This window comes from Vibrio sp. QJM3NY_26, from assembly GCF_057786005.1.
Map to the genome: position 1 here is coordinate 19,706 of NZ_CM173515.1, position 14,501 is coordinate 34,206.

General features: G+C 45.8%; 7 protein-coding genes, 5 tRNA genes and 3 rRNA genes. 12 read left to right on the top strand and 3 right to left on the bottom strand.

What is annotated here, in order from left to right; all coding sequences use genetic code 11:
* Positions 1–20: 20 nt before the first annotated feature.
* Positions 21–2,192: a fatty acid oxidation complex subunit alpha FadB gene (fadB, locus tag AC3CH4_RS00085; protein WP_488543112.1), complete on the bottom strand. Its 2,172-nt coding sequence runs from the start codon at positions 2,190–2,192 to the stop codon at positions 21–23.
* Between the two features lie 227 nt (positions 2,193–2,419).
* Here fadB and AC3CH4_RS00090 point away from each other — a divergent pair, with 227 nt between their 5' ends.
* The 11 genes from AC3CH4_RS00090 to AC3CH4_RS00140 all read left to right on the top strand — a co-directional run bounded on the left by AC3CH4_RS00090 (position 2,420) and on the right by AC3CH4_RS00140 (position 11,255).
* Positions 2,420–3,043 (top strand): YigZ family protein, encoded by a 624-nt coding sequence (locus AC3CH4_RS00090; RefSeq protein WP_102552457.1) that lies wholly within the window; start codon positions 2,420–2,422, stop codon positions 3,041–3,043.
* 34 nt (positions 3,044–3,077) lie between these two features.
* On the top strand, positions 3,078–4,535 hold the full coding sequence (locus AC3CH4_RS00095) for a TrkH family potassium uptake protein (protein ID WP_010433127.1): 1,458 nt from the start codon (positions 3,078–3,080) through the stop codon (positions 4,533–4,535).
* A 10-nt stretch (positions 4,536–4,545) separates the two neighbouring features.
* A complete protein-coding gene (gene hemG / locus AC3CH4_RS00100) occupies positions 4,546–5,073 on the top strand; it encodes a menaquinone-dependent protoporphyrinogen IX dehydrogenase (protein ID WP_054548333.1) in 528 nt (175 codons plus the stop codon).
* A 546-nt stretch (positions 5,074–5,619) separates the two neighbouring features.
* A 16S ribosomal RNA gene (locus AC3CH4_RS00105) occupies positions 5,620–7,174 on the top strand.
* 122 nt (positions 7,175–7,296) lie between these two features.
* Positions 7,297–7,372, top strand: a tRNA-Glu gene (locus AC3CH4_RS00110).
* Positions 7,373–7,374: 2 nt separating this feature from the next.
* A tRNA-Lys gene (locus tag AC3CH4_RS00115) sits at positions 7,375–7,450 on the top strand.
* A 25-nt stretch (positions 7,451–7,475) separates the two neighbouring features.
* A tRNA-Ala gene (locus AC3CH4_RS00120) sits at positions 7,476–7,551 on the top strand.
* Positions 7,552–7,580: 29 nt separating this feature from the next.
* A tRNA-Val gene (locus AC3CH4_RS00125) sits at positions 7,581–7,656 on the top strand.
* 314 nt (positions 7,657–7,970) lie between these two features.
* Positions 7,971–10,864: ribosomal RNA gene (locus AC3CH4_RS00130) — 23S ribosomal RNA — on the top strand.
* A 113-nt stretch (positions 10,865–10,977) separates the two neighbouring features.
* Positions 10,978–11,093, top strand: a 5S ribosomal RNA gene (rrf, locus tag AC3CH4_RS00135).
* The 16S, 23S and 5S rRNA genes sit together here with 5 tRNA genes alongside, the layout of an rRNA operon.
* A 71-nt stretch (positions 11,094–11,164) precedes the next feature.
* Positions 11,165–11,255 (top strand) — tRNA-Ser (locus AC3CH4_RS00140).
* 125 nt (positions 11,256–11,380) lie between these two features.
* Here the strand turns inward: AC3CH4_RS00140 and ilvY are convergent.
* Positions 11,381–12,271 (bottom strand): HTH-type transcriptional activator IlvY, encoded by an 891-nt coding sequence (ilvY, locus tag AC3CH4_RS00145; protein ID WP_054548024.1) that lies wholly within the window; start codon positions 12,269–12,271, stop codon positions 11,381–11,383.
* A 146-nt stretch (positions 12,272–12,417) separates the two neighbouring features.
* Here ilvY and ilvC point away from each other — a divergent pair, with 146 nt between their 5' ends.
* Positions 12,418–13,902, top strand: coding sequence for a ketol-acid reductoisomerase (ilvC, locus tag AC3CH4_RS00150; protein ID WP_054548023.1), 1,485 nt, complete (start codon positions 12,418–12,420; stop codon positions 13,900–13,902).
* 274 nt (positions 13,903–14,176) lie between these two features.
* On the opposite strand, the gene ubiK is transcribed toward ilvC, so the two are convergent.
* Positions 14,177–14,428 (bottom strand): ubiquinone biosynthesis accessory factor UbiK, encoded by a 252-nt coding sequence (gene ubiK, locus AC3CH4_RS00155; RefSeq protein WP_004735787.1) that lies wholly within the window; start codon positions 14,426–14,428, stop codon positions 14,177–14,179.
* Positions 14,429–14,501: the final 73 nt, after the last annotated feature.

The window sequence follows — 14,501 nt, forward strand, 5'->3', positions numbered from 1 at the left end:
ATTCCTTTTCCAAGAGTGGGTTACAGAGAACTGGCTTGTTGACCGTCGTAAAAGCTTTCGCCTTTCGCTGCCATATCAAGCAATAGTTGAGGAACTTGGTACATTGCACCTAAGTCTTGGTAGTTCTTCGCCATTTCAACGAAGTTACCAATACCCACACTGTCTAAGTAGCGGAATACGCCGCCTCTGAATGGAGGGAAGCCTAAACCGTAAACCAATGCCATATCCGCTTCTTGCGGTGTAGCAATGATGCCTTCTTCTAAACAAAGCACCACTTCGTTGATCATTGGAATCATCACACGCTGGATAATGGTCTGGTCATCAAAGTCTTGTGGCTGTTGGCATACATCAGCCAGGATAGGAAGAATGTCTTCTGAGAAAGTTTTCTTAGGACGACCGCGTTTGTCTACGCTGTATGTGTAGAAACCGCTGCCGTTCTTCTGGCCGTATTTTTCAGCGACGTAAAGTGCGTCAATCGCATCACGACCTTCTTTGCCCATACGCTCAGGGAAACCTTGCGCCATTACTGCTTGTGCATGGTGTGCAGTGTCTAAACCAACAACGTCTAGCAGGTACGCAGGGCCCATTGGCCAACCGAACTTACGTTCCATTACTTTATCTATTTTAGTGAAATCAGCACCGTCGCGTAGCAACATGCTGAAACCGCCAAAGTAAGGGAAAAGTACACGGTTTACGAAGAAGCCAGGGCAGTCATTAACAACGATTGGGGATTTGCCCATTTTCGCTGCGTAAGCAACTACGCGATTAATAGTTTCTTCTGAAGTATGCTCGCCACGGATGATCTCAACCAAAGGCATGCGGTGTACTGGGTTAAAGAAGTGCATGCCACAGAAGTTTTCTGGGCGCTTTAAAGATTTCGCCAGCAGGTTGATCGGAATCGTTGAGGTATTTGATGTTAGAACCGTGTCTTCACCAACTAGGCCTTCAACTTCACTCAGTACTGCTGCTTTTACTTTCGGGTTTTCTACAACCGCTTCCACAATCACATCAGATTGTTCAACACCAGCATAATGCAAGCTTGGAGTAATCGAAGACAGAATACCTGCCATCTTGAATCCATCTAGGCGACCGCGTGATAAACGTTTATTCAATAGCTTAGATGCTTCGTTCATACCAAGATCAAGAGACGCCTGTGCGATGTCTTTCATCATTACTGGCACGCCTTTCAGCGCAGATTGGTAAGCAATACCGCCACCCATGATGCCAGCACCGAGTACGGCAGCACGCTCAGTTGCTTTATTTGCAGATTTACCAGCCTGTTTTGCTAAGCCTTTAATGTATTGGTCATTAAGGAATAAGCCAACAAGAGCTTTTGCTTCTTCTGATTTCGCTAGTTTAACGAAATGTTTACGTTCGATGTCTAATGCCGCATCGCGATCGCTACGTGCTGCTTCTTCAATAGCAATAACTGAAGTAATTGGCGCTGGGTAATGAGGGCCTGCTTTTTGAGCTACAAGGCCTTTAGCCATGGTAAAGCTCATCATTGCTTCTAACTTACTCAGTGATAGCGCTGATGTTTTTTGTTTACGACGTAGCTGCCAATCGATTTTTTCATTTGCAGCCAGTGAAACAGTATTAATCGCTGACTCTAATAGTTTGTCTGTATCAACAATCGCATCTAACAAGCCAATCTTAAGCGCTTCATCTGCGCGGCATGCTTTGCCTTGCGTGATAATTTCCATTGCGCTGTCTGCACCTATAACACGAGGTAGGCGCACACAACCGCCAAAGCCAGGCATGATACCCAGTTTTGTTTCTGGTAGACCTATGCTGGTGGTTTTGTCACCAATACGGAAGTCCGTTGCGAGTACGCATTCACAGCCACCGCCAAGAGCATGGCCACGCATCATTGAAAGAGTTGGTACAGGAAGATCTTCGAGCTTACTAAAGATTGAATTAGCGAATCTTAACCATTCATCAAGTTCTGCTTCTGGCTTAGCAAATAGGCCAAGAAATTCAGTGATGTCTGCGCCTACAATGAACGCGTCTTTGTTTGAAGTTAAGATTAAACCACGTAATCCTGCGTGAGCATTAAGAGCATCTAACGCTTTGTCTAGTGATTCTAAAGTAGCGAGGTCGAGTTTGTTTACAGAGGCCGGCGCGCAGAAGCTTAGTTCAGCGATACCATCTTGTAATTCCTTTACCTGTAGGGTGTTAGCTTGGTAAATCATTGTCTATCTCCATGACATACAATCCACGATTGTTTGAGAGAATCTTGTTATCTTTCTATTATTGTAGAATACCTGGTAAGACCAGTTATCTTAGTCTGTACCTCTGCCTGATTAATTTCAATACATTTTTTAAACAATTGTTTAACATTGTGCGATAGCACAGATCCTCTAACCGTTATTATTCACGCGTGATACACTTCGCCGCTCTTAATAATTAAGTCAACGATATGAATGAACAGCCCTATTTAATACCGTCAGCATCGGCTCTGTTTGAAGAAGAGATTAAAAAGAGCGTATTCATTACTCAGCTTGCTCATACACCAAGTGTAGAAGTTGCTAAACAGTTCGTAGAGCAGGTAAAAAAAGAGCATTCTTCAGCGCGACATAATTGTTGGGGGTTTGTGGCAGGGCGACCGGAAGACTCTATGAAATGGGGTTTTAGTGATGATGGTGAGCCTTCAGGTACCGCTGGCAAGCCTATCTTGGCGCAGTTATCGGGTTCAGGCGTTGGTGAATTAACGGCTGTTGTGACTCGTTATTCTGGCGGAATCAAGCTCGGAACGGGTGGTTTGGTTAAGGCTTACGGTGGAGGAGTACAACAAGCTCTCAAGCTGCTTCAAACTATCGAGAAAAAAATAACCACAAAATTACGGCTAGAGTTAGACTATAGCTTCGTGCCAATTGCACAATCTATTATGGCTCAGCATCAGGCTGTTGAGGTCCAAGCGGATTATGGTGTTCAAGTTGAGCTTATCATTGAGATAGAGCTCCTGCAGGTAGATTCGTTTACCCAGACCATGATCAATAAAAGCGGTGCCAAGGCACTGGTAACGAAAGTTAAAGACAACTAGGAAGTTTGAAGCATTTCGCTTCGTTCAATAGCTCATGCAATTTCGCTCAATTATTCGAATCGTCGGATTATTATTAGCACTTTTTAGTGTATCAATGCTCGCACCTGCGCTCGTCGCACTTATCTATAGAGATGGTGCGGGTGTGCCATTTGTGACGACTTTTTTCGTTCTATTATTCTGTGGGGCAACTTGTTGGTTTCCCAACCGACGATATAAACATGAGTTGAAAGCGCGTGATGGCTTTCTTATTGTTGTGTTGTTTTGGACGGTAATCGGCAGTGCGGGCGCATTGCCGTTTTTGATCGCCGATAACCCGAACGTTTCGGTTACCGATGCTTTCTTCGAATCGTTTTCTGCATTAACAACTACAGGTGCAACAGTTATTGTTGGACTCGATGACCTACCTAAGGCAATTCTATTTTACCGCCAGTTCCTGCAATGGTTCGGTGGTATGGGTATCATCGTATTGGCGGTCGCCATCCTTCCTGTTCTCGGTATCGGTGGTATGCAGCTATATCGTGCTGAAATCCCGGGCCCTGTAAAAGACAGTAAGATGACTCCGCGTATTGCTGAAACTGCGAAAGCACTTTGGTATATCTACCTGAGTTTAACTATTGCCTGTGCCGTGGCGTTTTGGCTTGCAGGCATGAGCTTCTTTGATGCTATCAGTCATAGCTTCTCTACGATTGCGATTGGTGGCTTCTCGACTCACGATGCGAGCATGGGCTATTTCAACAGTCCTGCTATCAACATGATTACGGTTGTGTTCCTCCTTATATCAGCATGTAACTATTCACTTCACTTTGCGGCATTTGCTTCAGGTGGTGTGCATCCTAAGTATTATTGGAAAGATCCTGAGTTTCGCGCCTTTATCTTTATTCAAGTTGTACTGTTCTTAGTTTGTTTCTTATTGCTACTTAATCATCACTCTTACGATTCGTATTACGATGCTTTCGATCAAGCGCTGTTCCAGACAGTATCTATTTCAACAACCGCAGGCTTCACCACCACCGGTTTTTCTGAGTGGCCACTATTCTTGCCCGTTTTGCTTCTGTTCTCTTCCTTTATTGGTGGGTGTGCAGGTTCAACAGGCGGTGGTATGAAAGTAATTCGAATCTTATTGCTTACTCTGCAAGGTGCTCGTGAAATGAAGCGCCTTGTTCATCCCCGTGCTGTTTATACCATCAAGGTTGGCGGGTCAGCATTGCCACAAAGAGTCGTGGATGCCGTTTGGGGCTTTTTCTCTGCATACGCATTGGTTTTTGTGGTTTGTATGTTGGCTCTTATTGCTACAGGGATGGATGAGCTAAGTGCTTTCTCTGCCGTAGCGGCAACATTGAATAACCTTGGCCCGGGCTTAGGTGAAGTGGCAATGCACTTCGGCGATGTGAATGATAAGGCTAAATGGGTGTTGATCGTATCTATGCTGTTTGGTCGTTTAGAGATATTCACCTTATTAATTTTATTGACCCCTACGTTTTGGCGTAGCTAAGGACAACATTGTGGCAAAAGCTCTATTTTTGTATTCAAGCCGTGAAGGGCAAACCAAGAAGATCTTGAACTATATAAAAGAAGAAATGAATGAGTTCGAATGTGAGCTTCAAGATCTGCACACTATTAGTAATGTCGACTTTGCTCAATACGACAGAGTGTTGATTGGTGCATCTATTCGTTATGGCCATCTTAATAAGAAGCTATATCAGTTCATTGATGCCAACCTTGCTCAGTTGCAATCCAATAAGGTTGCCTTCTTCTGCGTTAACTTAACGGCTCGTAAAGAAGACCAAGGCAAAGACACCCCTGAAGGTAGTGCCTATATTAAGAAGTTTCTTCTTAAGTCACCATGGCAGCCGACTCTAATCGGTGTATTCGCTGGTGCCCTCTATTACCCACGTTATAACTGGTTCGATAAAACCATGATTCGCTTCATTATGAATATGACAGGTGGAGAAACGGATACAACCAAAGAAGTCGAGTACACAAATTGGGAAAAAGTCTCTTTATTCTCTAAGAAACTGCAAGAGATGTAAGAGAAAAGCTTACTTTTGAGGCGTTTTGAGTTCTTTTTAATCGAACGAATAAAAAAACGAGAAAAACTTAAAAAAGGGCTTGCCAGTGTGATCGAAATCTCTATAATGCGACCTCGTTGAAACGGGAAGGCTTCTTAGGAAACCAAAACGAATCAACAAGCCAAATTAGCCAAGCTAAGCGCTTGAAAAAAGTTTTGAAAATAGTGGTTGACACTAAAACTTAAATCGCTAAAATGGCCGTCCGATTTGAGCGAAGCTCAAAAAGGAAAAGCTCTTTAACAATTTAAACCTATCAATCTGTGTGGGCACTCGTTGATGAATATCAAAACGTTATTACTTAGGTAGTAACAGTTACTTCGGTAACAAACTTGATTTCAATGAACTGAGTGACCAATACAAAGTTAAGTTTACTTAATTTTGGCACAGTCAATTCATTACCATTCTGTTGGAATGGTAATAGCTTTAGAATTACATGTTCATCAATCTTTTTCGAAAGAGCAATGAATATTAGTTTTGAAGTCAGTATTCGTTGAGTCACAAAATCTTAAATTGAAGAGTTTGATCATGGCTCAGATTGAACGCTGGCGGCAGGCCTAACACATGCAAGTCGAGCGGAAACGACAATATTGAATCTTCGGAGGATTTGTTGGGCGTCGAGCGGCGGACGGGTGAGTAATGCCTAGGAAATTGCCTTGATGTGGGGGATAACCATTGGAAACGATGGCTAATACCGCATAATGCCTACGGGCCAAAGAGGGGGACCTTCGGGCCTCTCGCGTCAAGATATGCCTAGGTGGGATTAGCTAGTTGGTGAGGTAATGGCTCACCAAGGCGACGATCCCTAGCTGGTCTGAGAGGATGATCAGCCACACTGGAACTGAGACACGGTCCAGACTCCTACGGGAGGCAGCAGTGGGGAATATTGCACAATGGGCGAAAGCCTGATGCAGCCATGCCGCGTGTATGAAGAAGGCCTTCGGGTTGTAAAGTACTTTCAGTTGTGAGGAAGGGTGTGTAGTTAATAGCTGCGCATCTTGACGTTAGCAACAGAAGAAGCACCGGCTAACTCCGTGCCAGCAGCCGCGGTAATACGGAGGGTGCGAGCGTTAATCGGAATTACTGGGCGTAAAGCGCATGCAGGTGGTTCATTAAGTCAGATGTGAAAGCCCGGGGCTCAACCTCGGAACTGCATTTGAAACTGGTGAACTAGAGTGCTGTAGAGGGGGGTAGAATTTCAGGTGTAGCGGTGAAATGCGTAGAGATCTGAAGGAATACCAGTGGCGAAGGCGGCCCCCTGGACAGACACTGACACTCAGATGCGAAAGCGTGGGGAGCAAACAGGATTAGATACCCTGGTAGTCCACGCCGTAAACGATGTCTACTTGGAGGTTGTGGCCTTGAGCCGTGGCTTTCGGAGCTAACGCGTTAAGTAGACCGCCTGGGGAGTACGGTCGCAAGATTAAAACTCAAATGAATTGACGGGGGCCCGCACAAGCGGTGGAGCATGTGGTTTAATTCGATGCAACGCGAAGAACCTTACCTACTCTTGACATCCAGAGAAGCCAGCGGAGACGCAGGTGTGCCTTCGGGAACTCTGAGACAGGTGCTGCATGGCTGTCGTCAGCTCGTGTTGTGAAATGTTGGGTTAAGTCCCGCAACGAGCGCAACCCTTATCCTTGTTTGCCAGCGAGTAATGTCGGGAACTCCAGGGAGACTGCCGGTGATAAACCGGAGGAAGGTGGGGACGACGTCAAGTCATCATGGCCCTTACGAGTAGGGCTACACACGTGCTACAATGGCGCATACAGAGGGCAGCAAGCTAGCGATAGTGAGCGAATCCCAAAAAGTGCGTCGTAGTCCGGATTGGAGTCTGCAACTCGACTCCATGAAGTCGGAATCGCTAGTAATCGTGAATCAGAATGTCACGGTGAATACGTTCCCGGGCCTTGTACACACCGCCCGTCACACCATGGGAGTGGGCTGCAAAAGAAGTGGGTAGTTTAACCTTTCGGGGAGGACGCTCACCACTTTGTGGTTCATGACTGGGGTGAAGTCGTAACAAGGTAGCCCTAGGGGAACCTGGGGCTGGATCACCTCCTTATACGAAGATAGTCACGATGAGTGTCCACACAGATTGATTAGGTTTAGAAAAGCAAAGAGATGAAGAACTCCCAAGTTCTTCGAAGTTTGTTTCTACTTTTTAAAGTGGAGATAAATTGCAGTGTCCCGTTCGTCTAGAGGCCTAGGACACCGCCCTTTCACGGCGGTAACAGGGGTTCGACTCCCCTACGGGATACCATTGGGTCGTTAGCTCAGTTGGTAGAGCAGTTGACTTTTAATCAATTGGTCGCAGGTTCGAATCCTGCACGACCCACCATTTCCTCCCAAGGAAATAAAAATATGGGGCTATAGCTCAGCTGGGAGAGCGCCTGCCTTGCACGCAGGAGGTCTGCGGTTCGATCCCGCATAGCTCCACCATTCCTTCCATAAGGAATTGAAACTTTTATGGGCGATTAGCTCAGTTGGGAGAGCACCTGCCTTACAAGCAGGGGGTCACTGGTTCGAGCCCGGTATCGCCCACCATCTTTAAGCATTCTCGTAAGAGAGTCTTTAAAAATGGGTTTGAAAGTTTAACACTTAAAACTCTTGCTCTTTAACAATTTGGAAAGCTGACTGATTTGATTACTTACGAGTAATTCAAATCAAATTTAAAAGTTCTCAATGTTTATCTTTCATTAGATAAACACAACAAACACATTCAAGTGTCTTGTATTCGAATCAAACGTTAGTTTGATTCACAATTGAGTCCGGCAAACAGTCATCAAGAATTAACCCTTCTTGATGACAACCAAAAACCTTGGTTAGTTGCCATACGCTAAGACCCTTTCGGGTTGTATGGTTAAGTGACTAAGCGTACACGGTGGATGCCTTGGCAGTCAGAGGCGATGAAAGGCGTAATAACTTGCGATAAGCCCAGATTAGGTAGTAATAACCTTTTGAGTCTGGGATTCCTGAATGGGGAAACCCACTTGCATAAGCAAGTATCCTGTTGTGAATACATAGCAACAGGAGGCAAACCGGGGGAACTGAAACATCTAAGTACCCCGAGGAAGAGAAATCAACCGAGATTCCGAAAGTAGCGGCGAGCGAAATTGGATTAGCCCTTAAGCTTTTAATGATGCAGGTGAAGAGTCTGGAAAGTCTCGCAATAAAGGGTGATAGCCCCGTAACCGACACATCATAATCAGTGAAAACGAGTAGGGCGGGACACGTGATATCCTGTCTGAATATGGGGGGACCATCCTCCAAGGCTAAATACTACTGACTGACCGATAGTGAACCAGTACCGTGAGGGAAAGGCGAAAAGAACCCCTGTGAGGGGAGTGAAATAGAACCTGAAACCGTGTACGTACAAGCAGTAGGAGCACCTTCGTGGTGTGACTGCGTACCTTTTGTATAATGGGTCAGCGACTTAATTTTAGTAGCAAGGTTAACCGTTTAGGGGAGCCGTAGGGAAACCGAGTCTTAACTGGGCGTACAGTTGCTAGGATTAGACCCGAAACCAGGTGATCTAGCCATGGGCAGGTTGAAGGTTGAGTAACATCAACTGGAGGACCGAACCGACTAATGTTGAAAAATTAGCGGATGACTTGTGGCTAGGGGTGAAAGGCCAATCAAACCTGGAGATAGCTGGTTCTCCCCGAAAGCTATTTAGGTAGCGCCTCGGACGAATACTACTGGGGGTAGAGCACTGTTAAGGCTAGGGGGTCATCCCGACTTACCAACCCTTTGCAAACTCCGAATACCAGTAAGTACTATCCGGGAGACACACGGCGGGTGCTAACGTCCGTCGTGGAGAGGGAAACAACCCAGACCGCCAGCTAAGGTCCCAAAGTATAGCTAAGTGGGAAACGATGTGGGAAGGCTCAGACAGCCAGGATGTTGGCTTAGAAGCAGCCATCATTTAAAGAAAGCGTAATAGCTCACTGGTCGAGTCGGCCTGCGCGGAAGATGTAACGGGGCTAAGCTATACACCGAAGCTGCGGCTACGTACCTTAGGGTATGTGGGGTAGGGGAGCGTTCTGTAAGCCGTTGAAGGTGTGCTGTAAGGCATGCTGGAGGTATCAGAAGTGCGAATGCTGACATGAGTAACGATAAAGGGAGTGAAAAACTCCCTCGCCGGAAGACCAAGGGTTCCTGTCCAACGTTAATCGGGGCAGGGTAAGTCGACTCCTAAGGCGAGGCCGAAAGGCGTAGTCGATGGGAAACGGGTTAATATTCCCGTACTTCTTACAATTGCGATGGGGGGACGGAGAAGGCTAGGTGGGCCTGGCGACGGTTGTCCAGGTTCAAGTATGTAGGCGGAAAGTTTAGGTAAATCCGGACTTTCATTAACGCTGAGATACGATGTCGAGCTACTACGGTAGTGAAGTCATTGATGCCATGCTTCCAGGAAAAGCCTCTAAGCTTCAGATTGTAAGGAATCGTACCCCAAACCGACACAGGTGGTCGGGTAGAGAATACCAAGGCGCTTGAGAGAACTCGGGTGAAGGAACTAGGCAAAATGGTACCGTAACTTCGGGAGAAGGTACGCTCTTATCAGTGAAGTCCCTTGCGGATGGAGCAGACGAGAGTCGCAGATACCAGGTGGCTGCAACTGTTTATTAAAAACACAGCACTGTGCAAAATCGTAAGATGACGTATACGGTGTGACGCCTGCCCGGTGCCGGAAGGTTAATTGATGGGGTTAGACTTCGGTCGAAGCTCTTGATCGAAGCCCCGGTAAACGGCGGCCGTAACTATAACGGTCCTAAGGTAGCGAAATTCCTTGTCGGGTAAGTTCCGACCTGCACGAATGGCGTAATGATGGCCACGCTGTCTCCACCCGAGACTCAGTGAAATTGAAATCGCTGTGAAGATGCAGTGTACCCGCGGCTAGACGGAAAGACCCCGTGAACCTTTACTACAGCTTGGCACTGAACATTGAACCTACATGTGTAGGATAGGTGGGAGACTATGAAATTGCGTCGCTAGATGTGATGGAGTCGTCCTTGAAATACCACCCTTGTAGTTTTGATGTTCTAACGTTGGTCCCTGAATCGGGATTACGGACAGTGCCTGGTGGGTAGTTTGACTGGGGCGGTCTCCTCCCAAAGAGTAACGGAGGAGCACGAAGGTGGGCTAAACACGGTTGGACATCGTGTGGTTAGTGCAATGGCATAAGCCCGCTTGACTGCGAGAATGACAATTCGAGCAGGTGCGAAAGCAGGTCATAGTGATCCGGTGGTTCTGAATGGAAGGGCCATCGCTCAACGGATAAAAGGTACTCCGGGGATAACAGGCTGATACCGCCCAAGAGTTCATATCGACGGCGGTGTTTGGCACCTCGATGTCGGCTCATCACATCCTGGGGCTGAAGTCGGTCCCAAGGGTATGGCTGTTCGCCATTTAAAGTGGTACGCGAGCTGGGTTTAGAACGTCGTGAGACAGTTCGGTCCCTATCTGCCGTGGGCGTTGGAAAATTGAAAGGGGCTGCTCCTAGTACGAGAGGACCGGAGTGGACGAACCTCTGGTGTTCGGGTTGTCATGCCAATGGCATTGCCCGGTAGCTAAGTTCGGAATCGATAACCGCTGAAAGCATCTAAGCGGGAAGCGAGCCTTGAGATGAGTTTTCCCTGGCACTATAAGTGTCCTAAAGGGTTGTCGTAGACTACGACGTTGATAGGCAGGGTGTGTAAGTGCTGCGAGGCATTGAGCTAACCTGTACTAATTGCCCGTGAGGCTTAACCATACAACACCCAAGGGGTTTTGTGGACTCAGAAGTACCAGACCTTGAATGCGTTTGAAGAGAAACTTTTATAGCTCTATTAAATAGAGAAGCAGCTTTCCGAATTTTAAAATTTGCTTGGCGACCATAGCATTGTGGACCCACCTGATTCCATGCCGAACTCAGAAGTGAAACACAATAGCGCCGATGGTAGTGTGGGGTTTCCCCATGTGAGAGTAGGACATCGCCAGGCTTTAAATATCGTTACCTGTGTATACATGTAACAACATCTACAGTGTACTAATCTGTTGATGACAATTTGTTGGAGGGATGGCTGAGTGGTCGAAAGCACCGGTCTTGAAAACCGGCAACCGTTAATAGCGGTTCTAGGGTTCAAATCCCTATCCCTCCACCACCATTGAAAAGCCCGCTGAGAAATCAGTGGGCTTTTTTCATATTTGTCGTTTAGAAAAACAAAAAAGAGCACTAACGTGCTCTTTATCTGTGACTCCACACCGGCTTGTTATCACTTATAGATAACTAGTCTTGGAGGTATTTACCTTCAGCGACCTGCCAAAATGCTCTAATTAACGGATTTTCTAACTGGGATCGCTTACAGCACACTCCCAATTCAAACGGCTTGATGGGCTCTATTTTTAAGCGGTCGACTTTATCTCTCACAGGGCTGTTGTTGATTACAACGTCTGGCGCGATACCAACCCCACAACCAAGAGCAACCATACTTACGATCGCTTCATGACCTGATACCTGAGCGTAAATGTTGGGCTTTATCTTCATCTTTTTGAACCACGCGTTCGCACGTTCTCGTGCAGTACCTGCTTCTGGGATGATAAAAGGTACTTCATTCCAGTTTGGTTTATCTGATTGCAGCTGCTGGCTAAAACTACTCACACCGGATGGGATGATGACTGACAGTGGTATATCGCTGATGGTTTCGAACTCTAATCTTGAGGGAAGAATGTCTGGCTTCGCTGAGATAGCGATATCTGCTTCATCATTTAAAATTTTGTCGATAGATTGAGCCGGATCGCCTGTAGAGAGCTTAAATTCAATGTACGGATGAATAGCTCTGAATTCTGTTATGAGCTCAGGTAGGTGGCTGTAACTAGCCGTTACCGAGCAAAATATGCGAATTTCACCTTTAAGTTCTTGCTCACCACCTTTCAGGTGAAGATTGTATTGCTGCCACTCTCCAACGATGCTTAATGCTACTGGCAATAGGTGCTTTCCTGCTGGAGTGAGATCAACACTGCGGTTATCTCTGATAAGCAATTCTTGCCCCGTTTCTTCTTCAAGCTTTTGTACTTGACGACTAAGTGCTGAAGGACTGACGTGCATAGCAGCAGCGGTTTTGCTGAAACTCTTGCTGTCACATAAATGTATAAATAATTGTAGAGATTTTATGTTCATGTTTTGCGATCGTTTCCATGTTGCATTTATTGCAATAACTAATTGTGAATATATCACTTTCAGCAACGGAGTGTCTGTTTTAGTATGAAGTCATTCGATAGAGAGATATCGACCTTACGGACTTATTTTTAAAGGAGTGCCCTAGAATGGCTAACTATTTCAATACATTAAACCTTCGTGAACAACTTGACCAATTGGGTCGTTGCCGCTTCATGGATCGTGAAGAATTCACGACAGAAGCTGAATATCTTGAAGGTAAGAAAATCGTAATTGTTGGTTGTGGTGCTCAAGGCCTAAACCAAGGTCTGAACATGCGTGATTCTGGCTTAGACGTATCTTACGCTCTACGCCAAGCGGCAATTGATGAAAAGCGTCAATCATTCAAAAACGCTGATGAAAACGGCTTTGTTGTGGGTAGTTACGAAACGCTAATCCCTCAAGCAGATCTAGTTATCAACCTTACTCCAGACAAGCAACATACAAACGTTGTTGAAACAGTAATGCCTCTAATGAAGCAAGGCGCTGCTCTTGGTTATTCTCATGGCTTTAACGTTGTTGAAGAAGGCATGCAATTACGTTCTGACCTTACGGTTGTTATGGTTGCGCCTAAGTGTCCTGGTTCTGAAGTACGTGAAGAGTACAAGCGTGGCTTCGGTGTACCAACACTGATCGCTGTTCACCCAGAAAATGACCCTAAAGGCGAAGGTTGGGATATCGCTAAAGCTTGGGCTGCTGGTACTGGCGGTCACCGTGCAGGTTGCCTAGAGTCTTCTTTCGTAGCTGAAGTTAAATCTGATCTTATGGGTGAGCAAACTATTCTTTGTGGCATGCTTCAAGCGGGTTCTATCGTATCTTACGAGAAGATGATTGCTGACGGTATTGAACCAGGTTATGCAGGTAAACTTCTACAATATGGTTGGGAAACGATCACTGAAGCACTTAAGTTCGGTGGCGTAACTCATATGATGGACCGTCTATCTAACCCAGCTAAAGTTAAAGCGTTTGAGCTTTCTGAAGAGCTAAAAGATCTAATGCGTCCGCTTTACAACAAGCACATGGATGACATCATCTCTGGCCACTTCTCTAGCACTATGATGGCTGACTGGGCGAACGATGACGTGAACCTACTAGGCTGGCGTGAAGAGACAGGTGAAACTGCATTCGAAAACTACCCAACTTCTGACGTAGAAATCTCAGAGCAAGAGTACTTCGATAACGGTATCCTAATGGTTGCTATGGTTCGTGCTGGTGTTGAGCTAGCATTCGAAGCTATGACAGCATCTGGCATCATCGATGAGTCTGCTTACTACGAGTCTCTACATGAGCTTCCACTAATCGCAAACACAGTTGCTCGTAAGCGTCTTTACGAAATGAACGTTGTAATCTCTGATACAGCTGAGTACGGTAACTACCTATTCGCAAACGTAGCAACACCACTACTACGCGAGCAGTTCATGCCTTCAGTTGCAACTGACGTAATCGGTCGCGGTCTAGGTGAAACATCTAACCAAGTAGATAACGCGAAGCTAATTGAAGTAAACGAAGCTATCCGTAACCACCCTGTAGAGTACATTGGTGAAGAGCTACGTAGCTACATGAGCGACATGAAGCGTATCGCTGTAGGCGGTTAATTAGTCGCTTAGATACTGATAAATTTGCAGAAAAAGCGAAGCAGTATCACCAACTCTTTACAGGTCGGAGTTATAAATAAGCAACACAACATCTAATAAAAAGGCTTGGTCGCCGTTGACCAAGCCTTTTTGCTTTTAGTAACAAAGTCTTAAAAATCAATCAAATGAACATTGTTTGATCAATCTTCGTCGACTTTTAGTTCTTGATTGATCTTCAGAAATACAAAAGGGTTGGTGTTTTCACACCAACCCTTTCAGTTTTCTTGCTTTACGCTTACTTGTCGGCAATCTTTGCTTCTAAGTCCGTTAGCTTTTGTTCCATTTCAGTCAGCTTTTGGCGAGTGCGCAGTAGTACTTGTGTTTGAACATCAAATTCTTCACGGCTTACAACGTCTAGCTTGTTCAGTTGGCCTTGGATAACCTGACGAACTTTTTGATCTACGTCTGAACCAAGCTCTTTTACTGGTTGAGGCATAGAATCGTGGATCTGCTTAGCAATCTGCTCTAGTTTTTTTGGATCAAACATATCAATTAAAACTCCTGAATATTTATCACTATTCTATTTAATCACACTTGAGATGTCGCCTATGGCGTACAAA